The organism is Streptococcus pneumoniae (assembly GCF_001457635.1).
Classification (GTDB): Bacteria; Bacillota; Bacilli; order Lactobacillales; family Streptococcaceae; genus Streptococcus; species Streptococcus pneumoniae.
This window is the reverse complement of record NZ_LN831051.1, coordinates 269121-291388: the sequence shown is the minus strand read 5'-3', so window position 1 is coordinate 291388 and position 22268 is coordinate 269121. Positions and strand designations below refer to the sequence as shown.

Annotated in this window: 29 protein-coding genes; all 29 read left to right on the top strand. The window is 42.0% G+C overall.

What is annotated here, in order from left to right:
- The first annotated feature begins 33 nt into the window (after window positions 1–33).
- The 29 genes from uvrA (at window position 34) to rplX (ending at window position 22245) form a co-directional block, all read left to right on the top strand.
- Window positions 34–2865 (top strand): excinuclease ABC subunit UvrA, encoded by a 2832-nt coding sequence (gene uvrA / locus AT689_RS01485; protein WP_001152899.1) that lies wholly within the window; start codon window positions 34–36, stop codon window positions 2863–2865.
- Complete coding sequence (locus tag AT689_RS01480; protein ID WP_001042852.1) at window positions 2858–3919, top strand: M24 family metallopeptidase; 1062 nt, start codon at window positions 2858–2860, stop codon at window positions 3917–3919. Before uvrA ends, AT689_RS01480 begins: the two co-directional genes overlap by 8 nt.
- Before the next feature lie 131 nt (window positions 3920–4050).
- The gene (gene spx, locus AT689_RS01475) at window positions 4051–4449 is read left to right on the top strand and encodes a transcriptional regulator Spx (protein ID WP_000591165.1); all 399 of its coding nucleotides are present in this window, start codon (window positions 4051–4053) and stop codon (window positions 4447–4449) included.
- 65 nt (window positions 4450–4514) lie between these two features.
- Window positions 4515–5084, top strand: coding sequence for an SP0191 family lipoprotein (locus AT689_RS01470; protein ID WP_000725145.1), 570 nt, complete (start codon window positions 4515–4517; stop codon window positions 5082–5084).
- An 86-nt stretch (window positions 5085–5170) separates the two neighbouring features.
- Window positions 5171–5437, top strand: coding sequence for an IreB family regulatory phosphoprotein (locus tag AT689_RS01465; RefSeq protein ID WP_000507059.1), 267 nt, complete (start codon window positions 5171–5173; stop codon window positions 5435–5437).
- Window positions 5438–5440: 3 nt separating this feature from the next.
- On the top strand, window positions 5441–5860 hold the full coding sequence (gene ruvX / locus AT689_RS01460) for a Holliday junction resolvase RuvX (protein WP_001808830.1): 420 nt from the start codon (window positions 5441–5443) through the stop codon (window positions 5858–5860).
- Window positions 5861–5875: 15 nt separating this feature from the next.
- Window positions 5876–6181: a DUF1292 domain-containing protein gene (locus AT689_RS01455; RefSeq protein WP_000017620.1), complete on the top strand. Its 306-nt coding sequence runs from the start codon at window positions 5876–5878 to the stop codon at window positions 6179–6181.
- A gap of 258 nt (window positions 6182–6439) precedes the next feature.
- Entirely contained in the window at window positions 6440–7690 is a 1251-nt protein-coding gene (locus tag AT689_RS01450) for a folylpolyglutamate synthase/dihydrofolate synthase family protein (protein WP_000464314.1), read from the top strand.
- 83 nt (window positions 7691–7773) lie between these two features.
- A complete protein-coding gene (locus AT689_RS01445; RefSeq protein WP_000769493.1) occupies window positions 7774–8232 on the top strand; it encodes an SP_0198 family lipoprotein in 459 nt (152 codons plus the stop codon).
- A gap of 145 nt (window positions 8233–8377) precedes the next feature.
- A complete protein-coding gene (gene cls / locus AT689_RS01440; RefSeq protein ID WP_000877334.1) occupies window positions 8378–9910 on the top strand; it encodes a cardiolipin synthase in 1533 nt (510 codons plus the stop codon).
- A 257-nt stretch (window positions 9911–10167) separates the two neighbouring features.
- Complete coding sequence (locus tag AT689_RS01430) at window positions 10168–11706, top strand: hypothetical protein (RefSeq protein ID WP_000118079.1); 1539 nt, start codon at window positions 10168–10170, stop codon at window positions 11704–11706.
- Window positions 11707–11825: 119 nt separating this feature from the next.
- The gene (gene nrdD / locus AT689_RS01425; protein ID WP_001836397.1) at window positions 11826–14033 is read left to right on the top strand and encodes an anaerobic ribonucleoside-triphosphate reductase; all 2208 of its coding nucleotides are present in this window, start codon (window positions 11826–11828) and stop codon (window positions 14031–14033) included.
- A gap of 11 nt (window positions 14034–14044) precedes the next feature.
- Window positions 14045–14185 carry a hypothetical protein gene (locus AT689_RS01420; RefSeq protein WP_000521619.1) on the top strand — a complete coding sequence of 47 codons (141 nt, stop codon included), beginning with the start codon at window positions 14045–14047 and terminating at the stop codon, window positions 14183–14185.
- A 43-nt stretch (window positions 14186–14228) separates the two neighbouring features.
- Window positions 14229–14735, top strand: a complete 507-nt coding sequence (locus tag AT689_RS01415; RefSeq protein WP_000423426.1) for a GNAT family N-acetyltransferase — start codon at window positions 14229–14231, stop codon at window positions 14733–14735.
- A complete protein-coding gene (nrdG, locus tag AT689_RS01410) occupies window positions 14728–15318 on the top strand; it encodes an anaerobic ribonucleoside-triphosphate reductase activating protein (RefSeq protein ID WP_001064208.1) in 591 nt (196 codons plus the stop codon). Before AT689_RS01415 ends, nrdG begins: the two co-directional genes overlap by 8 nt.
- Complete coding sequence (locus tag AT689_RS01405; protein WP_000725993.1) at window positions 15315–15932, top strand: uridine kinase family protein; 618 nt, start codon at window positions 15315–15317, stop codon at window positions 15930–15932. The genes nrdG and AT689_RS01405 overlap by 4 nt, the downstream gene beginning before the upstream one ends.
- A gap of 265 nt (window positions 15933–16197) precedes the next feature.
- Window positions 16198–16506 carry a 30S ribosomal protein S10 gene (gene rpsJ / locus AT689_RS01400; protein ID WP_001284513.1) on the top strand — a complete coding sequence of 103 codons (309 nt, stop codon included), beginning with the start codon at window positions 16198–16200 and terminating at the stop codon, window positions 16504–16506.
- 215 nt (window positions 16507–16721) lie between these two features.
- Window positions 16722–17348, top strand: a complete 627-nt coding sequence (gene rplC / locus AT689_RS01395) for a 50S ribosomal protein L3 (RefSeq protein WP_000160197.1) — start codon at window positions 16722–16724, stop codon at window positions 17346–17348.
- A 24-nt stretch (window positions 17349–17372) separates the two neighbouring features.
- Complete coding sequence (gene rplD, locus AT689_RS01390; protein ID WP_000024543.1) at window positions 17373–17996, top strand: 50S ribosomal protein L4; 624 nt, start codon at window positions 17373–17375, stop codon at window positions 17994–17996.
- On the top strand, window positions 17996–18292 hold the full coding sequence (locus AT689_RS01385; protein WP_001055347.1) for a 50S ribosomal protein L23: 297 nt from the start codon (window positions 17996–17998) through the stop codon (window positions 18290–18292). Before rplD ends, AT689_RS01385 begins: the two co-directional genes overlap by 1 nt.
- Before the next feature lie 17 nt (window positions 18293–18309).
- Window positions 18310–19143, top strand: coding sequence for a 50S ribosomal protein L2 (rplB, locus tag AT689_RS01380; protein ID WP_000512911.1), 834 nt, complete (start codon window positions 18310–18312; stop codon window positions 19141–19143).
- A 103-nt stretch (window positions 19144–19246) separates the two neighbouring features.
- Window positions 19247–19528 carry a 30S ribosomal protein S19 gene (gene rpsS / locus AT689_RS01375; protein ID WP_000533766.1) on the top strand — a complete coding sequence of 94 codons (282 nt, stop codon included), beginning with the start codon at window positions 19247–19249 and terminating at the stop codon, window positions 19526–19528.
- 11 nt (window positions 19529–19539) lie between these two features.
- A complete protein-coding gene (gene rplV / locus AT689_RS01370) occupies window positions 19540–19884 on the top strand; it encodes a 50S ribosomal protein L22 (protein ID WP_000818137.1) in 345 nt (114 codons plus the stop codon).
- 12 nt (window positions 19885–19896) lie between these two features.
- Entirely contained in the window at window positions 19897–20550 is a 654-nt protein-coding gene (rpsC, locus tag AT689_RS01365; protein ID WP_000529931.1) for a 30S ribosomal protein S3, read from the top strand.
- A gap of 3 nt (window positions 20551–20553) precedes the next feature.
- Window positions 20554–20967 (top strand): 50S ribosomal protein L16, encoded by a 414-nt coding sequence (rplP, locus tag AT689_RS01360; RefSeq protein ID WP_000960946.1) that lies wholly within the window; start codon window positions 20554–20556, stop codon window positions 20965–20967.
- Between the two features lie 9 nt (window positions 20968–20976).
- A complete protein-coding gene (gene rpmC, locus AT689_RS01355; RefSeq protein WP_000772918.1) occupies window positions 20977–21183 on the top strand; it encodes a 50S ribosomal protein L29 in 207 nt (68 codons plus the stop codon).
- A 24-nt stretch (window positions 21184–21207) separates the two neighbouring features.
- The gene (gene rpsQ, locus AT689_RS01350; protein WP_000440801.1) at window positions 21208–21468 is read left to right on the top strand and encodes a 30S ribosomal protein S17; all 261 of its coding nucleotides are present in this window, start codon (window positions 21208–21210) and stop codon (window positions 21466–21468) included.
- A gap of 25 nt (window positions 21469–21493) precedes the next feature.
- A complete protein-coding gene (gene rplN, locus AT689_RS01345) occupies window positions 21494–21862 on the top strand; it encodes a 50S ribosomal protein L14 (protein ID WP_000616545.1) in 369 nt (122 codons plus the stop codon).
- A 77-nt stretch (window positions 21863–21939) separates the two neighbouring features.
- Window positions 21940–22245: a 50S ribosomal protein L24 gene (gene rplX, locus AT689_RS01340; protein WP_000497691.1), complete on the top strand. Its 306-nt coding sequence runs from the start codon at window positions 21940–21942 to the stop codon at window positions 22243–22245.
- Window positions 22246–22268 lie beyond the last annotated feature (23 nt).

Below are 22268 nucleotides of genomic sequence, written 5' to 3'. Positions count from 1 at the left end.
ATGGTAAGCAATAATGGACTAGAAAGAACAAAGATGCAAGATAAAATTGTCATTCATGGGGCGCGTGCCCATAATTTAAAAAATATTGATGTGGAGATTCCGCGAGACAAGTTGGTTGTCGTGACTGGCTTGTCAGGTTCAGGGAAGTCCAGTCTGGCTTTTGATACTCTCTATGCGGAGGGACAACGTCGCTATGTAGAGAGTTTGTCCGCCTACGCTCGTCAGTTCTTGGGAAATATGGAAAAACCAGATGTAGATGCCATTGATGGTCTCAGCCCAGCTATTTCCATCGACCAGAAAACGACTAGTAAAAATCCTCGCTCGACGGTGGGAACAACGACTGAAATCAATGACTATCTGCGTCTCCTCTACGCACGTGTGGGGACGCCTTACTGTATCAACGGACATGGAGCTATCAATGCTTCTTCTGTGGAGCAAATCGTTGATAAGGTTTTGGAGTTACCTGAACGCCAGCGCTTGCAGATCTTGGCTCCTGTCATCCGCAAGAAAAAAGGCCAACATAAGAGTGTTATCGAGAAGGTTCAGAAAGACGGGTATGTTCGTGTCCGTGTGGATGGGGAAGTCTATGATGTGACCGAAGTGCCAGAGTTGTCTAAGAGCAAGCAACACAATATCGATGTCGTGGTTGACCGTATTGTTATCAAGGAGGGCATTCGTAGTCGTCTCTTTGATTCCATTGAGGCTGCCCTTCGTATTGCAGAAGGTTATGTCATTATCGACACCATGGACGACTCTGAGTTGTTGTTCTCTGAGCATTATGCCTGTCCAGTTTGTGGTTTTACTGTCCCAGAGTTAGAGCCTCGTCTCTTTTCTTTCAATGCTCCTTTTGGCTCTTGTAGTGAGTGTGACGGCTTGGGCATCAAGCTGGAGGTGGATACTGATTTGGTAGTGCCAGATGCTAGCAAAACCTTACGTGAGGGAGCGCTAGCACCTTGGAATCCTATCTCATCCAACTACTATCCAAACATGTTAGAGCAGGCCATGAAAGTCTTTGGAGTGGCTATGGATAAGCCTTTTGAGGACCTGTCAGAAGAAGATAAGAACTTGATTCTCTATGGGTCAGATGGTAAGGAATTCCATTTCCACTATGAGAATGAATTTGGTGGCGTGCGCGATATCGACATTCCGTTTGAGGGAGTTATCAATAATATCAAACGTCGTTACCATGAAACCAATAGCGATTACACTCGCACTCAGATGCGTCTCTACATGAATGAGCTGACCTGCGGAACCTGTCAAGGCTATCGTCTCAATGACCAGGCCTTGTCTGTCCGTGTGGGCGGCCAGCAAGGGCCACATATTGGAGAAATCTCAGACCTGTCTATCGCTGACCACTTGGACTTGGTGAGCCAGTTAACTTTGTCTGAAAATGAAGCCATCATTGCTCGTCCCATTCTCAAGGAAATCAAGGATCGTTTGACCTTCCTTAATAATGTGGGTCTTAACTATCTAACCCTGTCACGTTCAGCAGGAACCCTTTCAGGTGGGGAAAGTCAGCGCATTCGTTTGGCAACCCAGATTGGTTCCAACCTATCAGGCGTCCTCTATATCCTAGACGAGCCGTCAATCGGTCTTCACCAGAGGGACAATGACCGCCTGATTGCCAGTCTGAAAAAGATGCGTGACTTGGGCAATACTCTTATCGTGGTGGAACACGACGAAGATACCATGCGTGAAGCTGATTATCTGATTGACGTTGGTCCTGGTGCCGGTGTTTTTGGTGGTGAGATTGTTGCAGCAGGTACACCTAAGCAAGTGGCTCGCAACAGCAAGTCTATCACAGGTCAGTACTTGTCAGGCAAACGTGTCATCCCAGTACCAGAAGAGCGCCGTGTCGGAAATGGTCGTTTTATTGAAGTGATAGGAGCGCGTGAGAACAACTTGCAAAATGTCACGGCTCGCTTTCCACTAGGAAAATTTATCGCAGTGACAGGTGTGTCGGGTTCAGGGAAATCGACTCTAATCAACAGCATTCTCAAAAAAGCCATTGCCCAGAAGCTCAACCGTAATTCAGACAAACCTGGTAAGTTTAAGACTATTACAGGGATTGAGCATGTCGACCGTTTGATTGATATTGACCAGAGCCCTATCGGACGGACGCCGAGGTCTAACCCAGCTACCTATACAGGAGTTTTTGACGATATACGTGACCTTTTTGCTCAGACAAATGAAGCCAAGATTCGAGGCTACAAGAAGGGGCGCTTCAGTTTCAACGTCAAGGGAGGTCGCTGTGAAGCTTGCTCAGGTGACGGGATTATCAAGATTGAGATGCACTTCTTGCCAGATGTTTATGTGGCTTGTGAAGTTTGCCACGGAACCCGCTATAACAGTGAAACCCTAGAAGTTCACTACAAGGAAAAGAATATTTCGCAGGTCTTGGATATGACGGTCAACGATGCGGTAGAATTTTTCCAACACATTCCGAAAATTCAACGCAAACTCCAGACCATCAAGGATGTAGGGCTAGGCTATGTGACCTTGGGACAGCCAGCTACCACCCTTTCTGGGGGAGAAGCCCAACGTATGAAGTTAGCTAGCGAACTCCACAAACGCTCGACAGGAAAATCTTTCTACATTCTGGATGAGCCGACGACAGGGCTTCATACAGAGGACATTGCTCGCCTGCTCAAGGTTTTAGCTCGCTTTGTAGACGATGGCAATACAGTCCTCGTCATCGAGCACAATCTGGATGTTATCAAGACGGCAGACCATATCATTGACTTGGGACCTGAGGGCGGTGTCGGTGGTGGAACCATCATCGTAACAGGAACTCCAGAAGAAGTAGCTGCCAACGAAGCCAGCTATACAGGACACTATTTGAAAGGAAAGTTACATCATGAATAAACGCGTACAAGCATTTCTAGCTAAAATGCAAGAAAAAGAACTAGATGGTATCATCATCAACAATCTTAAAAACGTCTATTATTTGACTGGTTTTTGGGGCTCAAACGGAACAGTCTTTATCAGCCGTGACCGTCAGGTCTTAGTGACAGACTCTCGCTATATCATCGCAGCTAAGCAAGAAACCAGTGGTTTTGAGATTGTGGCTGATCGTGATGAATTGGCTGTCATTGCAGGAATTGTTAAGGACATGGGCTTGACTCGTATCGGTTTTGAAGATGAGATTTCAGTGTCTTATTACCACCGTATGCAGGCAGCTTTTGCAGGTTTGGACTTGCTTCCACAAACTCAGTTTGTGGAAGGTCTTCGTATGATTAAGGATGAGGCAGAGATTGCAGCGATTCGCAAGGCTTGTTCTATCTCAGACCAAGCTTTCCGCGATGCGCTTGACTTTATCAAACCAGGAAAAACTGAAATTGAGATTGCCAACTTCCTTGATTTCCGCATGCGTGAGTTGGGAGCATCTGGCTTATCTTTTGATACGATCCTAGCTAGCGGTATCAATTCTTCTAAACCCCATGCCCATCCAATGCACAAACCAGTGGAGTTGGGAGAAGCCATTACCATGGACTTCGGCTGTCTCTATGACCACTATGTCAGTGATATGACCCGGACTATCTATCTAGGGCATGTTAGCGATGAGCAGGCAGAGATTTACAATACGGTTCTAAAAGCTAACCAAGCCTTGATTGACCAAGCTAAGGCAGGCTTAGGTTTCCGTGACTTTGACAAAATCCCTCGTGATATTATCATTGAGGCAGGTTATGGCGACTACTTTACTCACGGCATTGGCCACGGTATTGGTCTGGATATCCATGAGGAACCCTACTTTAGCCAGACTTCTACAGAAACTATTAAGACAGGTATGGCCTTGACCGATGAACCAGGTATCTATATCGAAGGCAAATATGGCGTTCGTATCGAGGATGATATCCTGATTACAGAGACAGGTTGTGAATTATTGACCCTAGCTCCAAAAGAGTTGATAGTCATTTAGTTGTTTGTCAAGAAAAAAGTACGAAAATGACGAAAAAAGTCAAAAAAAATTAAAAATAGGTCGCAAGTCGGATGTTTTTTATGGTATAATAGACTAAACTGATAGTAACATGTAGCGAAAGGGGTAGGTACATGATTAAAATTTATACAGTCTCAAGTTGTACTAGCTGTAAAAAAGCAAAAACCTGGCTCAATGCCCACCAGTTAAGTTATAAAGAACAAAACCTTGGTAAAGAAGGAATTACGAGAGAAGAATTACTGGATATTCTAACCAAAACAGATAACGGAATAGCCAGCATCGTTTCGTCTAAAAATCGCTATGCCAAAGCCCTTGGAGTGGATATTGAAGATTTGAGTGTCAATGAAGTTCTCAATCTGATTATGGAAACACCGAGAATTTTAAAGAGCCCAATCCTTGTAGATGAAAAACGCCTGCAAGTTGGCTACAAGGAAGACGATATTCGTGCCTTCCTACCACGCTCTGTCCGTAATGTAGAAAATGCAGAAGCACGTTTACGTGCAGCTCTATAAACATCAAGGCTGGGAGCAATTCCCAGTCTTATTCTATTTTAATTTCAAAAAGAAAGAAGAAAGAAATGAAAAAAATAGTTCTTGTTAGTCTAGCTTTCCTTTTTGTCCTGGTTGGTTGCGGACAGAAAAAAGAAACTGGACCAGCTACAAAAACAGAAAAGGATACGCTTCAGTCGGCATTGCCAGTTATTGAAAATGCCGAGAAGAATACAGTTGTAACCAAGACTTTGGTCTTGCCCAAGTCAGATGATGGTAGCCAGCAAACTCAAACCATTACATACAAGGACAAGACTTTTTTGAGCTTAACGATTCAACAAAAACGTCCAGTTTCTGATGAGTTGAAGACTTATATTGACCAACATGGAGTGGAAGAAACTCAAAAAGCTCTTCTTGAAGCGGAGGAGAAGGATAAGTCTATCATTGAAGCTCGTAAATTGGTAGGTTTCAAACTTGAAACAAAACTATTGAGCGCAACGGAACTTCAAACAACGACTAGTTTTGATTTTCAAGTTCTGGATGTCAAGAAGGCTTCCCAGTTGGAACATCTGAAGAATATTGGTTTGGAAAATCTTTTGAAAAATGAACCAAGCAACTATATTTCAGATAGATTGGCAAATGGCGCGACAGAACAATAGAAAATCCAAATAAATAGACTGCCTGAATTGTAGAAGGTAAGGAATTATGCTATAATGGTACTATTCTAAGGAAAGAGGGTGTTAGAATGGGATTTACTGAAGAAACAGTACGTTTTAAATTGGACGATTCCAATAAAAAAGAAATTAGCGAAACTTTGACAGATGTTTATGCTTCGTTGAACGATAAGGGTTACAACCCAATTAACCAAATCGTAGGTTACGTATTGAGTGGAGACCCTGCCTACGTTCCTCGTTATAATAATGCACGAAATCAAATCCGTAAGTATGAGCGTGATGAAATCGTTGAGGAATTGGTTCGCTACTACCTCAAAGGACAAGGAGTCGATCTATAACCTATGAGAATTATGGGATTGGACGTCGGTTCAAAAACGGTAGGGGTGGCGATTAGCGATCCGCTTGGTTTTACAGCTCAAGGGCTTGAAATCATCCAGATAAATGAAGAACAAGGCCAATTTGGTTTTGACCGCGTTAAGGAATTGGTTGATACTTACAAGGTGGAACGATTTGTAGTGGGCTTGCCTAAAAACATGAACAATACAAGTGGACCGCGCGTAGAAGCTAGTCAAGCCTACGGAGCAAAGCTAGAAGAGTTTTTTGGTTTACCAGTAGACTATCAGGATGAACGCTTGACAACAGTGGCTGCTGAGCGCATGTTGATTGAACAAGCAGATATCAGTCGCAATAAGCGCAAGAAAGTCATTGATAAGTTAGCAGCTCAGTTGATTTTACAAAATTATTTAGATAGAAAATTTTAATATAAAGGAGAGGCTATGTCACACGATCATAACCACGACCACGAAGAACGTGAACTAATCACACTAGTAGATGAGCAAGGAAATGAAACCTTGTTTGAAATCCTTTTGACAATTGATGGAAAAGAAGAATTTGGTAAAAACTATGTTCTTCTAGTACCAGTTAACGCAGAAGAAGACGAAGACGGACAAGTTGAAATCCAAGCTTACTCATTCATTGAAAATGAAGATGGAACAGAAGGCGAATTGCAACCAATCCCAGAAGACTCAGAAGACGAATGGAACATGATTGAAGAAGTCTTCAACAGCTTTATGGAGGAGTGATACAGTCTGGGAGACTGTATCAGCCCAACTCCCAGAAATGGGGAAGAGTTGGAACGTCCAGTGAACATTTTTACCCCAACTCTTAGAAATTGAGAAGAGTTGGAACATCTAGTGGATGTTTTTAGCCCATATTCACATTCATAGTGGCTAGTTATTAGCTAACCAGGTAAGAGGTCGGGACGAAAATCCTGGCCTTGTTTTTATTAGTAACCATACTTTAATGCGATAATTGATTGGACTTTTGTCAAGGAGATGTGTATGTTTGAAGTAGAAGAATGGCTTCATAGTCGGATTGGTTTGAATTTTCGATCAGGTTTGGGCCGAATACAGCAAGCGGTGGATTTGTTAGGAAATCCTGAGCAGTCTTACCCTATTATCCACGTAACAGGGACTAATGGGAAAGGATCTACCATTGCTTTTATGAGGGAATTATTTATGGGGCATGGCAAAAAAGTTGCGACCTTTACCTCCCCTCATATCGTCTCTATCAATGACCGAATCTGCATTAATGGGCAACCTATAGCAGACGCAGACTTTATCCGTTTGACTGATCAGGTCAAGGAGATGGAGAAAACGCTTCTGCAAACTCCTGCCCAGTTGTCCTTTTTTGAATTGCTGACCTTAGTTGCTTTTCTTTATTTTAGGGAGCAAGAGGTGGATTTGGTTTTATTAGAAGTGGGAATTGGTGGCTTACTTGACACGACCAATGTGGTAACTGGAGAGCTTGCTGTCATCACCTCCATTGGGCTTGACCATCAAGAAACCTTGGGTGATAGTCTAGAAGCAATTGCAGAGCAGAAAGCTGGTGTTTTCAAGGCTGGTAAGAAGGCAGTGATTGCGAAATTGCCTCCAGAAGCTAGGCTTGTCTGTCAGAAAAAAGCCGAATCTTTAGCTGTTAACCTTTATCAGGCAGGTCAAGATTTTTTAATGCTGAATGGTGATTTTTCAAGCTCTTTACTAAATCTTTCACAGCTGAACATAGGCTTAGAAGGAGTCTATCAGCAGGAGAATGCGGCCTTGGCGTTGCAAACTTTTCTTCTTTTTATGGGAGAAAGAAAGGAAGCTATTGATGAACAGTCTGTAAGAAAGGCCTTGGAACAGACCCATTGGGCTGGTCGCTTGGAGCGTATTCGCCCACAGATTTACTTGGATGGTGCTCATAACCTCCCTGCCTTGACTCGCTTGGTTGAGTTTATCAAAGAAAAAGAGCAGGAAGGCTATCGACCTCAAATCCTCTTTGGATCCTTGAAACGTAAGGATTATCAAGGGATGTTGGGTTATCTGACTGAAAATTTACCTCAAGTGGAACTCAAAATGACCGGCTTTGACTATCAAGGGTCTTTGGACGAGACAGATGTAACAGGTTACCATGTAATTCCCTCTTACCGAGAATTTATCAGCAGTTTCGAAGAAAGGGCAGACGCTCAAGACTTGCTGTTCGTTACAGGGTCTCTCTATTTTATCTCAGAAGTACGGGGCTACCTGCTGGACCGTGAGCAGATAAATTGACCCCCTTTTTTGAACTTGTTATACTAGGGGAATTGCTGGTTAGAGAAAATTTCTCTAAATTGGTAGCAGAAAGGAAATTCATCATGAAATTAAAAAGATTCACACTTTCTCTTGCTTCTCTAGCAAGTTTTAGTCTCTTAGTAGCTTGTTCACAAAGAGCTCAACAGGTTCAACAGCCTGTTGCTCAGCAGGTCCAACAGCCTGCTCAACAGAATACCAATACTGCAAATGCAGGAGGTAACCAACAAAATCAAGCGGCTCCAGTACAAAACCAACCTGTTGCTCAACCGACCGATATTGATGGGACTTATACTGGTCAGGATGACGGAGACCGTATCACTTTAGTGGTAACTGGAACGACTGGTACATGGACTGAGCTCGAATCTGACGGGGATCAGAAAGTCAAACAGGTTACATTTGATTCAGCAAATCAACGCATGATTATTGGCGATGATGTCAAAATTTACACTGTAAACGGTAATCAAATCGTCGTAGATGATATGGATAGAGACCCATCGGACCAAATCGTTTTAACTAAATAAGACTATGCAAGTAGAAAGGGCTGGATTTTTCAGCCTTTTTACTTTTACCTAGAAAATAATCATAAATACTTGCCTTCTACCGAATACCTGCGTTATACTAGTATCAATTACTTGTTTTTAGCATTCAAACTATCAAGGAGGGGATATGAAATATAGGAAATTTCAATTATTGATGTCCAAGTATGGCTTTAGTCTTTCGATTATGCTACTTGAACTTTGTCTTGTTTTTGGTCTCTTTCTTTATTTAGGACGCATGGCTCCCATTTTATGGATTACTGTCCTCATTCTACTGAGTATCATCACAATCATTTCGATAGTCAACCGTAATACGACTCCTGAGAATAAGGTAACCTGGTTGTTAGTAGCCTTTGTGCCAGTATTTGGTCCCTTGCTCTATCTGATGTTTGGTGAAAGGCGATTGTCCAAAAAAGAAATCAAACAACTGAAGAAGCTAGGCTCTATGCATTTCCAAGAAGCAAATAGCCAGCTACTAAAAGAGAAATTAAAAGAAAGTGACAAGGCAGCTTATGGAGTCATCAAGTCCTTATTGAGTATGGATACCAATGCTGACATCTATGATCAAACTGCCTCTACATTTTTTCCTAACGGAGAAGCTATGTGGAAAAAGATGGTAGAAGATCTTAAAAAGGCTGAGAAATTTATTTTCTTGGAATATTACATTATAGAAGAAGGTTTGATGTGGAATCGCATACTAGATATACTAGAGCAAAAGGTAGCTCAGGGTGTAGAGGTTAAGATGCTCTATGATGATATCGGCTGTATGGCTACTTTAACAGGAGATTATGCACATCGACTTCGTCAGCTGGGCATCGAGGCCCATAAATTCAATAAAGTTATTCCTCGTTTGACAGTGGCTTATAATAACAGAGATCATAGAAAAATATTGATTGTTGATGGTCAGATAGCCTATACTGGTGGGGTCAATCTGGCAGATGAGTACATTAACCACGTCGAGAGATTTGGTTATTGGAAGGATAGTGGAATTCGCTTAGACGGACTAGCAGTAAAAGCTCTGACACGCTTATTTTTGACCACTTGGTACATTAATCGAGGAGAAATTAGTGATTTTGATCAATATCATTTAGAAAATCATTCTATCCCGAGTGACGGTTTAACCATTCCATACGGAAGTGGACCCAAGCCAATTTTTCGAGCGCAGGTAGGGAAAAAAGTTTATCAGAGTTTAATCAATCAAGCAACAGAATCGGTCTATATTACGACACCTTATTTGATTATAGATTATGATTTAACAGAGACAATCAAAAATGCAGCTATGAGAGGGGTCGATGTTCGAATTATCACCCCTTACATACCAGATAAGAAGTTCATTCAGTTAGTCACGAGAGGAGCTTATCCCGACCTTCTTTCTGCTGGTGTTCGGATTTATGAGTATAGTCCAGGTTTTATTCATAGTAAGCAGATGTTGGTAGACGAAGATTTTGCGGTGGTGGGGACAATCAATCTCGACTACCGGAGCTTGGTACACCATTATGAAAATGCAGTCTTACTCTATAAAACTCCTTCTATAAGGGAAATCGCCCGAGATTTTCGAAATATATTTGCAGATTCTCAGGAAGTCTATCCTCATTCTATCAAAACGAGCTGGTATCAAAAGCTTGTAAAAGAAATCGCCCAACTATTCGCCCCTATCTTATAAAAAATCTAGAACTTAGGATACAAACCCGACCTATTTTTCTTGTCTTTTACAAATAGAAAGAAAGAGGAGGGGAATTCATGCTAACTAAGGAAGAAGTGAATGATATGATTGAGTTCAAACAGACACATTTACACCGCTTTCGGGAAATTGAAACCTTTGTGAAACTATGCAAAAAATCACTCAAACAGCCATCGCAAGCTGACAATCCTAGGACTTTTTGATATACTAAGACAGATAAATTGAATAGGAGAAACGATATGAGTGTGTATGGTAGAGTAGAAGAAGTTCATAAGGAGAATCGTGAACCTCTAGAATACCAAATTGAACAAGAATCGCATCATCGTGAATCAAGTCGTCTTCCTTTGGTGAAAATTTTACTATGGAGTACGCTTGTAACGGGGATAACTCTAGGAGTACCGCTATTACTCGACTTAATGAGTGCACAAGAAGTGCAGGATTTTTATGCAGGTTGGGCGCTTCATCAGACAGGGAAGATTTACAGCGACTATTATGGAAGTCAAGGTTTGCTTTATTATTTGCTGACTTACGTGAGTCAGGGCGGATTTTTCTTTGCCATCTTTGAGTGGTTAGCCTTGGTAGCAGGAGGATTTTTCCTTTTTAGATCAGCGGACACCTTGACAGAGCAAGGAGACCAAGCTGGACATCTGGTGACTATTTTTTACATGCTAGTTACAGGTCTTGCTTTTGGTGGAGGCTATGCGACTCTTTTAGCGCTTCCTTTCTTATTCGCAGCCTTTAGTTTAGTTGCGGCTTACCTAAGCAATCCAAGCCATGATAAGGGATTTGTACGGATTGGGCTAGCTTTGGCAGGCGGATTTTTCTTTGCTCCCTTATCATCGCTCCTGTTTATTGCTGTAGTGAGTTTAGGCTTGTTGGTCTTTAACCTTGGGCATAGACGCTTTGCGCATGGGTTTTATCAGTTTCTTGCAGTGGCTTTAGGTTTTTCACTTGTCTTTTATCCAACTGCCTACTATAGTGCTGCAACAGGAAGTTTTGGGGATGCGATTAGTGGTATTCGTTATCCTATTGACAGTATTCGCTTTGATTTTACTTCTAAAATTTTAGAGAATATGTTTTTTTATGGCTTGTTGTCCCTTGGTTTGGGATTTGTGGTTTGTATCTTTTTAGGTCTCTTTCAATCCAAACCCTTTAAACTATACGTCATTTCGGTTCCTGCAAGTCTTGTGGTAATTTTAGGTTTGATTTTACTTTTCTTTTCACAAGAGCCTCTGCACGCTTCTTATTTGATGGTCGTCTTCCCTGTTTTCCTACTTTTATTGGTAACCAATATTAAGAGTCAACAGAGGGGGCGTAGTGCTAGAAGAAGCCGAAGAGAAACGCCAGTTAGCCTATGGAGTCGTTTCTTCAAAGGAAATCTATATCTGCTAGTTTTTGGGTTTGTCTATCTTTTGTCTGTTCCTTTTTTGATGAAGTTTGTCCTTTATCCAGTACCTTATCAAGAACGTAATCGTCTTGCTGATTTGGTAAAAGAGGAGACAAATACGGAAGATGCTATCTATGCATGGGATGATACTGCGACTCTTTATCGTAAGAGTGAGCGCTTGTCGCCATCGGCGATTTTGTCCCCGTTGCACTATACAGCAACTGAGGAAAATCGTAATAAGTTACTTAATGACTTGAAAGAAAAACAACCTAAGGTGATTGTGGTAAATGACAAGGTGGTAGTCTGGTCTGAAGTGGAAACACTCTTAAAAGAAAATTACCAACAAGTAAAGACTGATTACTCAGAGTTTAAAGTCTATAAAATTAAATAACCAAATCAATATCTTGTGTATTTTTAAAAATTTTAGGATTTTTAACACAAGATATTGATTTTTCTTTTTAGAGTGGTATAATACTTTTTAGAAAGAACATTTTAGAAAAGAGCATGCGTATGATTGCACTAGAAGAAAAAATTACAATTTTGCCAACTCTCTTCGTCGAGAAACGAGATGGGAGACGTGTTGTATTTGATGTGGACAAGATTGACAAGGCTCTCCACAAGGCGGCTGACAAGGTTATGGATGTGACACCCCTGGTTGAAAAACGCCTCAATGATCTGACTGAGCGAATTATTACAGAAATTCATAGTCGCTTTCCACAGGGAATTAAGATTTACGAAATTCAAAATATCGTAGAACATGAACTCCTTGAAGCCAAAGAATATGCGCTGGCTGAGGAGTATATTACTTATCGGACACAGAGGGATTTTGAGCGCTCAAAAGCGACGGATATCAACTTTAGTATTCATAAACTTCTCAACAAAGACCAGACAGTTGTCAATGAAAATGCTAATAAAGACAGTGATGTCTTTAACACTCAGCGTGATTTGACAGCAGGGATTGTTGGGAAATCAATCGGACTGCAAATGCTTCCTAAGCACGTAGCCAATGCCCACCAAAAGGGGGATATCCACTATCACGATTTGGACTACAGTCCCTATACCCCTATGACCAACTGCTGTTTGATTGATTTTAAGGGTATGTTGGAAAATGGTTTTAAGATTGGAAATGCAGAGGTAGAGAGTCCCAAGTCTATCCAGACTGCGACAGCACAGATTTCTCAAATCATTGCCAACGTTGCTTCTAGCCAGTACGGTGGCTGTTCAGCTGACCGTATCGATGAAATTTTGGCGCCTTATGCAGAGAAGAATTATCAAAAACATCTCAAAGATGCAGAAGAGTGGGTATTGCCTGAAAAACGGGAAGATTACGCTTGGAAGAAAACGCAAAAGGACATCTACGATGCCATGCAATCTCTTGAGTATGAAATCAATACTCTCTTCACTTCAAATGGACAAACACCTTTTACTTCGTTAGGTTTTGGTCTGGGAACCAGTCGTTTTGAACGAGAAATTCAAAAAGCTATTTTAAACATTCGCATCAAGGGTCTTGGTTCAGAACACCGTACGGCTATCTTTCCTAAACTTATTTTCACTCTGAAAAGAGGCCTTAATTTAGAGGAAGGAACTCCCAACTACGACATCAAGCAGTTGGCTCTTGAGTGTGCAACCAAACGGATGTATCCAGATGTTTTATCTTACGATAAGATTGTTGACTTGACAGGATCCTTCAAGGTGCCTATGGGTTGCCGTTCTTTCCTCCAAGGATGGAAGGGTGAAAATGGTGTAGAAGTCAATTCAGGTCGCATGAATCTGGGTGTTGTGACGGTTAATCTGCCTCGTATTGCTCTTGAGTCTGAAGGTGATATGAATAAGTTCTGGGAAATCTTCAACGAGCGAATGAATATCGCAGAAGATGCTCTTGTTTACCGTGTCGAACGCACTAAAGAGGCGACACCAGCAAATGCTCCTATTCTTTATCAGTACGGTGCTTTTGGCCATCGTCTAGGTAAAGAAGAAAGTGTTGACCAGCTCTTTAAGAATCGTCGTGCTACCGTTTCGCTGGGCTATATCGGCTTGTATGAAGTAGCGACAGTTTTCTTTGGTAACAGCTGGGAAAGTAATCCAGATGCTAAGGAATTCACGCTAGACATCATTCACGATATGAAACGCCGTGTAGAAGAGTGGTCAGACCAATATGGCTACCATTTCTCTATCTACTCAACACCATCCGAAAGTCTGACAGACCGTTTCTGCCGACTAGATATAGACAAGTTTGGCTCTATTCCTGATATCACAGACAAGGAATACTACACCAACTCTTTCCACTACGATGTTCGTAAAAATCCAACACCGTTTGAAAAATTGGACTTTGAGAAAGTCTATCCAGAAGCAGGTGCGTCAGGTGGTTTCATCCATTATTGTGAGTATCCAGTCCTTCAGCAAAATCCAAAGGCCTTGGAAGCTGTCTGGGATTATGCTTATGACCGTGTAGGCTATCTAGGCACCAATACTCCGATTGACCGTTGCTACAAGTGTGACTTTGAAGGGGATTTTGAACCAACTGAGAGAGGGTTTGCTTGTCCAAACTGTGGCAATAGCGACCCTAAAACAGTAGATGTGGTGAAGCGAACTTGTGGCTACCTAGGTAATCCTCAAGCAAGACCGATGGTCAACGGGCGTCACAAGGAAATCGCTGCGCGTGTCAAACATATGAATGGTTCAACGATTAAAATAGCTGGGCATCAAGTAACAAATTAGAAAGAAATGAAATGGGAAAATATCAACTAGACGATAAGGGGCGCGCACAAGTGACCCGTTATCACGAGAAACACTCTAAAGGTGGAGCTGGTAAGAAAGAACGCTTGCTTAGCTTCAGAGAACAATTTTTAAACAAGAACAAGAAAAAATAAAAGTGAGAGCCAGCTCTCGCTTTTCTCATAGTGGGAGGTAAGGATGGAATTACGCAGACCAAGATTAGCGGATAAGAAAGCTGTTTTAGATATGATGACAGAGTTTGAAAAGAGCCAATCAGCCCATGATGGAGGATTTTGGGATGTTGAGGATTTTTCTTACGAGGAGTGGCTAGAAGGTAACCGTAATAAAGAAATGGGAATATGGCTACCTGAAAATCGCGTTCCATCGATACAGTTCGTATTGTTTGGTGAATCAGGTTGTGCTCTAGGATTTTTGAATCTGCGATTGAGACTGAATGAGGGGTTACTGAATTATGCTGGCCACATTGGCTACTCCATCCGTCCATCTGAAAGAGGCAAGGGTTATGCAAAAGAGACTCTCCGTCAGGGCTTGCAAGTTGCTAAGGAAAAGAACATCAAGAAAGCTCTGGTGACCTGTAGCGTGAATAATCCTGCTAGCAGAGCAGTCATTCTAGCAAATGGTGGAATATTTGAGGATGCTCGCAATGGAGTCGAGCGTTATTGGATAGAGGTAGCGAATGAATAATCCAAAACCACAAGAATGGAAAAGCGAGGAACTTAGTCAAGGTCGTATCATTGACTACAAGGCCTTTAACTTTGTTGATGGCGAAGGCGTGCGTAACTCTCTCTATGTAGCAGGCTGTATGTTTCACTGCGAGGGGTGTTATAATGTAGCGACCTGGTCCTTCAATGCAGGCATTCCCTATACAGCTGAGTTGGAAGAACAGATTATGGCAGATCTTGCCCAGCCTTATGTTCAGGGGTTAACCTTACTAGGAGGGGAGCCTTTTCTTAATACTGGGATTCTCTTGCCACTTGTTAAGCGGATTCGGAAGGAATTGCCAGACAAGGACATCTGGTCCTGGACGGGCTACACTTGGGAAGAAATGATGTTGGAAACTCCAGATAAACTGGAACTCTTGTCACTGATTGACATTCTTGTCGATGGAAGATATGATCGAACTAAGAGAAATCTTATGCTCCAGTTTCGAGGTTCGTCTAACCAACGAATTATCGATGTGCAAAAATCGCTCAAAAGTGGGCAAGTAGTGATTTGGGACAAGCTCAATGACGGAAAAGAAAGCTATGAACAGGTGAAGAGAGAATGAAGAAAAAAGACTTAGTAGACCAACTAGTCTCAGAGATCGAGACGGGGAAAGTCAGGACACTGGGAATATACGGTCATGGAGCTTCAGGTAAATCAACCTTTGCACAGGAATTGTACCAAGCTTTAGATTCTACTACAGTAAATTTGCTAGAAACAGATCCCTATATCACCTCCGGACGCTATTTGGTAGTACCCAAGGACGCGCCGAATCAAAAGGTGACAGCCAGTCTGCCAGTGGCGCATGAACTGGAGAGTTTGCAGAGAGATATCCTTGCCTTGCAGGCGGGTATGGATGTCTTGACAATTGAAGAACCTTGGAAGGCTAGTGAGGTCTTGTCTGGAGCCAAACCAATTTTGATTGTCGAAGGGATGTCTGTTGGCTTTCTACCCAAGGAACTCTTTGAAAAAACCATCTGTTTCTACACGGATGAGGAGACCGAATTAAAGCGACGCCTTGCTAGAGATACGACTGTGAGAAATCGCGATGCATCCTTTATATTGGCTAGCCATCAGATGAGACGGGAGCAGTATCTGCGATACTATAAAGAAACTGAGTCTAAGGCGGATATCTTAGTGGACCAATCAGAAGATAAATTTGATGTCAAGAGGACTTAACTTATGTATAGAAGAAATATAGAAGAAAATCCCTAATTTTAGAAAGAAAAAGTAGGAAAACAGTTTCATCCCCAAAAAACGAAAAAACCTAACAAATCCCTTGCAATCGCAGGGGATTTGTGTTATTCTATTATGGTGCTGTAAATTACAGCCTTAGTTTTGATGCAAGAGGTTGCGACACGCTCGGTTGCATTGCCACGCAACACCGCGTCGGTTTTCTTGTGGAGCTAGCCTATTATCTTAAATAGACGAAAAGGAGAAAAAGATGGCAAACAAAAAAATCCGTATCCGTTTGAAAGCTTACGAACACCGTACGCTTGACACAGCGGCTGCAAAAATCGTAGAATCAGCTACTCGTACAGGTGCACAAGTTGCGGGTCCAATCCCACTTCCAACTGAACGTAGCCTCTACACAATCATTCGTGCGACTCACAAATACAAAGACTCTCGCGAACAATTTGAAATGCGTACACACAAACGTTTGATCGATATCGTTAACCCAACTCAAAAAACAGTTGATGCCTTGATGAAATTGGATCTTCCAAGTGGTGTAAACGTAGAAATCAAACTTTAATCTAAAATATAAAAGAGCAGAGGCTGGTGTTTCAATCTAATTGAACACGGGCTAAACTCGGTGTGAAAAAGATAAACTTCCTCGCGTCTGCTAGACACTGTGTCAGTTTCCTATTTTCACGTTGAGTTTGACGCCCTTTGTATCTTAGACTTGAGCATAAAAAACGCTCGTTAAAAACTTTTTGAATAAAAATATAGAAAAGGAACTATTTTCTCATGACAAAAGGAATCTTAGGGAAAAAAGTGGGAATGACTCAAATCTTCACTGAAGCTGGCGAATTGATCCCTGTAACAGTTATTGAAGCAACTCCAAACGTTGTTCTTCAAGTTAAAACTGTTGAAACAGACGGATACAACGCTATCCAAGTTGGTTTCGATGACAAACGCGAAGTATTGAGCAACAAACCTGCTAAAGGACATGTAGCGAAAGCTAACACGGCTCCTAAGCGCTTCATTCGTGAATTCAAAAACGTTGAAGGCTTGGAAGTTGGTGCTGAAATTACAGTTGAAACATTCGCAGCTGGAGACGTTGTTGACGTAACTGGTACTTCTAAAGGTAAAGGTTTCCAAGGTGTTATCAAACGCCACGGACAATCACGTGGACCAATGGCTCACGGTTCTCGTTACCACCGTCGTCCAGGTTCTATGGGACCTGTTGCACCTAACCGCGTATTCAAAGGTAAAAACCTTGCAGGGCGTATGGGTGGCGACCGCGTAACAATTCAAAACCTTGAAGTTGTACAAGTTGTTCCAGAAAAGAACGTTATCCTTATCAAAGGTAACGTACCAGGTGCTAAGAAATCTCTTATCACTATCAAATCAGCAGTTAAAGCTGGTAAATAATAAAGAAAGGGGAAATCAGTCACAATGGCAAACGTAACATTATTTGACCAAACTGGTAAAGAAGCTGGCCAAGTTGTTCTTAGCGATGCAGTATTTGGTATCGAACCAAATGAATCAGTTGTGTTTGATGTAATCATCAGCCAACGCGCAAGCCTTCGTCAAGGAACACACGCTGTTAAAAACCGCTCTGCAGTATCAGGTGGTGGACGCAAACCATGGCGTCAAAAAGGAACTGGACGTGCTCGTCAAGGTTCTATCCGCTCACCACAATGGCGTGGTGGTGGTGTTGTCTTCGGACCAACTCCACGTTCATACGGCTACAAACTTCCACAAAAAGTTCGTCGCCTAGCTCTTAAATCAGTTTACTCTGAAAAAGTTGCTGAAAACAAATTCGTAGCTGTAGACGCTCTTTCATTTACAGCTCCAAAAACTGCTGAATTTGCAAAAGTTCTTGCAGCATTGAGCATCGATTCTAAAGTTCTTGTTATCCTTGAAGAAGGAAATGAATTCGCAGCTCTTTCAGCTCGTAACCTTCCAAACGTGAAAGTTGCAACTGCTACAACTGCAAGTGTTCTTGACATCGCAAATAGCGACAAACTTCTTGTCACACAAGCAGCTATCTCTAAAATCGAGGAGGTTCTTGCATAATGAATTTGTATGATGTTATCAAAAAACCTGTCATCACTGAAAGCTCAATGGCTCAACTTGAAGCAGGAAAATATGTATTTGAAGTTGACACTCGTGCACACAAACTTTTGATCAAGCAAGCTGTTGAAGCTGCTTTCGAAGGTGTTAAAGTTGCCAATGTTAACACAATCAACGTAAAACCAAAAGCTAAACGTGTTGGACGTTACACTGGTTTTACTAACAAAACTAAAAAAGCTATCATCACACTTACAGCTGATTCTAAAGCAATCGAGTTGTTTGCTGCTGAAGCTGAATAATCTAAGGAGGAAATATCGTGGGAATTCGTGTTTATAAACCAACAACAAACGGTCGCCGTAATATGACTTCTTTGGATTTCGCTGAAATCACAACAAGCACTCCTGAAAAATCATTGCTTGTTGCATTGAAGAGCAAGGCTGGTCGTAACAACAACGGTCGTATCACAGTTCGTCACCAAGGTGGTGGACACAAACGTTTTTACCGTTTGGTTGACTTCAAACGTAATAAAGACAACGTTGAAGCAGTTGTTAAAACAATCGAGTACGATCCAAACCGTTCTGCAAACATCGCTCTTGTACACTACACTGACGGTGTGAAAGCATACATCATCGCTCCAAAAGGTCTTGAAGTAGGTCAACGTATCGTTTCAGGTCCAGAAGCAGATATCAAAGTCGGAAACGCTCTTCCACTTGCTAACATCCCAGTTGGTACTTTGATTCACAACATCGAGTTGAAACCAGGTCGTGGTGGTGAATTGGTACGTGCTGCTGGTGCATCTGCTCAAGTATTGGGTTCTGAAGGTAAATATGTTCTTGTTCGTCTTCAATCAGGTGAAGTTCGTATGATTCTTGGAACTTGCCGTGCTACAGTTGGTGTTGTCGGAAACGAACAACATGGACTTGTAAACCTTGGTAAAGCAGGACGTAGCCGTTGGAAAGGTATCCGCCCAACAGTTCGTGGTTCTGTAATGAACCCTAACGATCACCCACACGGTGGTGGTGAAGGTAAAGCACCAGTTGGTCGTAAAGCACCATCTACTCCATGGGGCAAACCTGCTCTTGGTCTTAAAACTCGTAACAAGAAAGCGAAATCTGACAAACTTATCGTTCGTCGTCGCAACGAGAAATAATATTAAACTAGTCGCTTAAGCAACTAGTAAATCCGCCAGCTCGGTAGCGCTCCATAGGAGTGCAAGCCGCTGTGGTACAACATTTAAAGGAGAAAATATAAAAATGGGACGCAGTCTTAAAAAAGGACCTTTCGTCGATGAGCATTTGATGAAAAAAGTTGAAGCTCAAGCTAACGACGAAAAGAAAAAAGTTATTAAAACTTGGTCACGTCGTTCAACGATCTTCCCAAGTTTCATTGGTTACACTATTGCAGTTTATGACGGACGTAAACACGTACCTGTTTACATCCAAGAAGACATGGTAGGCCACAAACTTGGTGAATTTGCACCAACTCGTACTTACAAAGGTCACGCTGCAGACGACAAGAAAACACGTAGAAAATAAGGAGAACATAAATGGCAGAAATTACTTCAGCTAAAGCAATGGCTCGTACAGTACGTGTTTCACCTCGTAAATCACGTCTTGTTCTTGATAACATCCGTGGTAAAAGCGTAGCCGATGCAATCGCAATCTTGACATTCACTCCAAACAAAGCTGCTGAAATCATCTTGAAAGTTTTGAACTCAGCTGTAGCTAACGCTGAAAACAACTTTGGTTTGGATAAAGCTAATTTGGTAGTATCTGAAGCATTCGCAAACGAAGGACCAACTATGAAACGTTTCCGTCCACGTGCGAAAGGTTCAGCTTCACCAATCAACAAACGTACAGCTCACATCACTGTAGCTGTTGCAGAAAAATAAGGAGGTAAAATCGTGGGTCAAAAAGTACATCCAATTGGTATGCGTGTCGGCATCATCCGTGATTGGGATGCCAAATGGTATGCTGAAAAAGAATACGCGGATTACCTTCATGAAGATCTTGCAATCCGTAAATTCGTTCAAAAAGAACTTGCTGACGCAGCAGTTTCAACTATTGAAATCGAACGCGCACTAAACAAAGTTAACGTTTCACTTCACACTGCTAAACCAGGTATGGTTATCGGTAAAGGTGGTGCTAACGTTGATGCACTCCGTGCAAAACTTAACAAATTGACTGGAAAACAAGTACACATCAACATCATCGAAATCAAACAACCTGATTTGGATGCTCACCTTGTAGGTGAAGGAATTGCTCGTCAATTGGAGCAACGTGTTGCTTTCCGTCGTGCACAAAAACAAGCAATCCAACGTGCAATGCGTGCTGGAGCTAAAGGAATCAAAACTCAAGTATCAGGTCGTTTGAACGGTGCAGATATCGCCCGTGCTGAAGGATACTCTGAAGGAACTGTTCCGCTTCACACACTTCGTGCAGATATCGATTACGCTTGGGAAGAAGCAGATACTACATACGGTAAACTTGGTGTTAAAGTATGGATCTACCGTGGTGAAGTTCTTCCAGCTCGTAAAAACACTAAAGGAGGTAAATAACCAATGTTAGTACCTAAACGTGTTAAACACCGTCGTGAGTTCCGTGGAAAAATGCGCGGTGAAGCAAAAGGTGGAAAAGAAGTAGCATTCGGTGAATACGGTCTTCAAGCTACAACTAGCCACTGGATCACTAACCGCCAAATCGAAGCTGCTCGTATCGCCATGACTCGTTACATGAAACGTGGTGGTAAAGTTTGGATTAAAATCTTCCCACACAAATCATACACTGCTAAAGCTATCGGTGTGCGTATGGGATCTGGTAAAGGGGCACCTGAAGGTTGGGTAGCACCAGTTAAACGTGGTAAAGTGATGTTCGAAATCGCTGGTGTATCTGAAGAGATTGCACGTGAAGCGCTTCGACTTGCTAGCCACAAATTGCCAGTTAAATGTAAATTCGTAAAACGTGAAGCAGAATAAGGAGAAGGCATGAAACTTAATGAAGTAAAAGAATTTGTTAAAGAACTTCGTGGTCTTTCTCAAGAAGAACTCGCGAAGCGCGAAAACGAATTGAAAAAAGAATTGTTTGAACTTCGTTTCCAAGCTGCTACTGGTCAATTGGAACAAACAGCTCGCTTGAAAGAAGTTAAAAAACAAATCGCTCGTATCAAAACAGTTCAATCTGAAGCGAAATAATAGACTAGGGAAGGAGAAATTTCAATGGAACGCAATAATCGTAAAGTTCTTGTTGGACGTGTTGTATCTGACAAAATGGACAAGACAATCACAGTTGTAGTTGAAACAAAACGTAACCACCCAGTCTATGGTAAACGTATTAACTACTCTAAAAAATACAAAGCTCATGATGAAAACAATGTTGCCAAAGAAGGCGATATCGTACGTATCATGGAAACTCGCCCGCTTTCAGCTACAAAACGTTTCCGTCTTGTAGAAGTTGTTGAAGAAGCGGTCATCATCTAATCAAACCTGAAAGGAGAAAACTGAAATGATTCAAACAGAAACTCGTTTGAAAGTCGCAGACAACAGCGGTGCTCGCGAAATCTTGACTATCAAAGTTCTTGGTGGTTCAGGACGTAAATTTGCAAACATCGGTGATGTTATCGTGGCATCTGTAAAACAAGCTACTCCTGGTGGTGCGGTTAAAAAAGGTGACGTTGTTAAAGCAGTTATCGTTCGTACTAAATCAGGTGCTCGTCGTGCTGATGGTTCATACATCAAATTTGACGAAAACGCAGCAGTTATCATCCGTGAAGACAAAACTCCTCGCGGAACACGTATCTTTGGCCCAGTTGCACGTGAATTGCGTGAAGGTGGCTTCATGAAGATCGTGTCACTTGCTCCAGAAGTACTTTAATTTTTAGGAACAAACTAGTCCCCTAGCTTCAAGCTAGGGTGCCCTTATGGGCGTAAGAAAAATCAAGGAGAAACCTAATGTTTGTAAAAAAAGGCGACAAAGTTCGCGTAATCGCTGGTAAAGATAAGGGAACAGAAGCTGTTGTCCTTACTGCCCTTCCAAAAGTAAACAAAGTTATCGTTGAAGGTGTTAACATTGTTAAGAAACACCAACGTCCAACTAACGAGCTTCCTCAAGGTGGTATCATCGAGAAAGAAGCAGCTATCCACGTATCAAACGTTCAAGTTTTGGACAAAAATGGTGTAGCTGGTCGTGTTGGTTACAAATTTGTAGACGGTAAAAAAGTTCGCTACAACAAAAAATCAGGCGAAGTGCTTGATTAATCACGAAGGAAAGGAGAAGTATA

Coding starts and splice junctions, on each gene's coding strand:
- uvrA (WP_001152899.1), top strand. CDS start 34: ATGCAAGATAAAATTGTCATTCATGGGGCGCGTGCCCATAATTTAAAA.
- AT689_RS01480 (WP_001042852.1), top strand. CDS start 2,858: ATGAATAAACGCGTACAAGCATTTCTAGCTAAAATGCAAGAAAAAGAA.
- spx (WP_000591165.1), top strand. CDS start 4,051: ATGATTAAAATTTATACAGTCTCAAGTTGTACTAGCTGTAAAAAAGCA.
- AT689_RS01470 (WP_000725145.1), top strand. CDS start 4,515: ATGAAAAAAATAGTTCTTGTTAGTCTAGCTTTCCTTTTTGTCCTGGTT.
- AT689_RS01465 (WP_000507059.1), top strand. CDS start 5,171: ATGGGATTTACTGAAGAAACAGTACGTTTTAAATTGGACGATTCCAAT.
- ruvX (WP_001808830.1), top strand. CDS start 5,441: ATGAGAATTATGGGATTGGACGTCGGTTCAAAAACGGTAGGGGTGGCG.
- AT689_RS01455 (WP_000017620.1), top strand. CDS start 5,876: ATGTCACACGATCATAACCACGACCACGAAGAACGTGAACTAATCACA.
- AT689_RS01450 (WP_000464314.1), top strand. CDS start 6,440: ATGTTTGAAGTAGAAGAATGGCTTCATAGTCGGATTGGTTTGAATTTT.
- AT689_RS01445 (WP_000769493.1), top strand. CDS start 7,774: ATGAAATTAAAAAGATTCACACTTTCTCTTGCTTCTCTAGCAAGTTTT.
- cls (WP_000877334.1), top strand. CDS start 8,378: ATGAAATATAGGAAATTTCAATTATTGATGTCCAAGTATGGCTTTAGT.
- AT689_RS01430 (WP_000118079.1), top strand. CDS start 10,168: ATGAGTGTGTATGGTAGAGTAGAAGAAGTTCATAAGGAGAATCGTGAA.
- nrdD (WP_001836397.1), top strand. CDS start 11,826: ATGATTGCACTAGAAGAAAAAATTACAATTTTGCCAACTCTCTTCGTC.
- AT689_RS01420 (WP_000521619.1), top strand. CDS start 14,045: ATGGGAAAATATCAACTAGACGATAAGGGGCGCGCACAAGTGACCCGT.
- AT689_RS01415 (WP_000423426.1), top strand. CDS start 14,229: ATGGAATTACGCAGACCAAGATTAGCGGATAAGAAAGCTGTTTTAGAT.
- nrdG (WP_001064208.1), top strand. CDS start 14,728: ATGAATAATCCAAAACCACAAGAATGGAAAAGCGAGGAACTTAGTCAA.
- AT689_RS01405 (WP_000725993.1), top strand. CDS start 15,315: ATGAAGAAAAAAGACTTAGTAGACCAACTAGTCTCAGAGATCGAGACG.
- rpsJ (WP_001284513.1), top strand. CDS start 16,198: ATGGCAAACAAAAAAATCCGTATCCGTTTGAAAGCTTACGAACACCGT.
- rplC (WP_000160197.1), top strand. CDS start 16,722: ATGACAAAAGGAATCTTAGGGAAAAAAGTGGGAATGACTCAAATCTTC.
- rplD (WP_000024543.1), top strand. CDS start 17,373: ATGGCAAACGTAACATTATTTGACCAAACTGGTAAAGAAGCTGGCCAA.
- AT689_RS01385 (WP_001055347.1), top strand. CDS start 17,996: ATGAATTTGTATGATGTTATCAAAAAACCTGTCATCACTGAAAGCTCA.
- rpsS (WP_000533766.1), top strand. CDS start 19,247: ATGGGACGCAGTCTTAAAAAAGGACCTTTCGTCGATGAGCATTTGATG.
- rplV (WP_000818137.1), top strand. CDS start 19,540: ATGGCAGAAATTACTTCAGCTAAAGCAATGGCTCGTACAGTACGTGTT.
- rplP (WP_000960946.1), top strand. CDS start 20,554: ATGTTAGTACCTAAACGTGTTAAACACCGTCGTGAGTTCCGTGGAAAA.
- rpmC (WP_000772918.1), top strand. CDS start 20,977: ATGAAACTTAATGAAGTAAAAGAATTTGTTAAAGAACTTCGTGGTCTT.
- rpsQ (WP_000440801.1), top strand. CDS start 21,208: ATGGAACGCAATAATCGTAAAGTTCTTGTTGGACGTGTTGTATCTGAC.
- rplN (WP_000616545.1), top strand. CDS start 21,494: ATGATTCAAACAGAAACTCGTTTGAAAGTCGCAGACAACAGCGGTGCT.
- rplX (WP_000497691.1), top strand. CDS start 21,940: ATGTTTGTAAAAAAAGGCGACAAAGTTCGCGTAATCGCTGGTAAAGAT.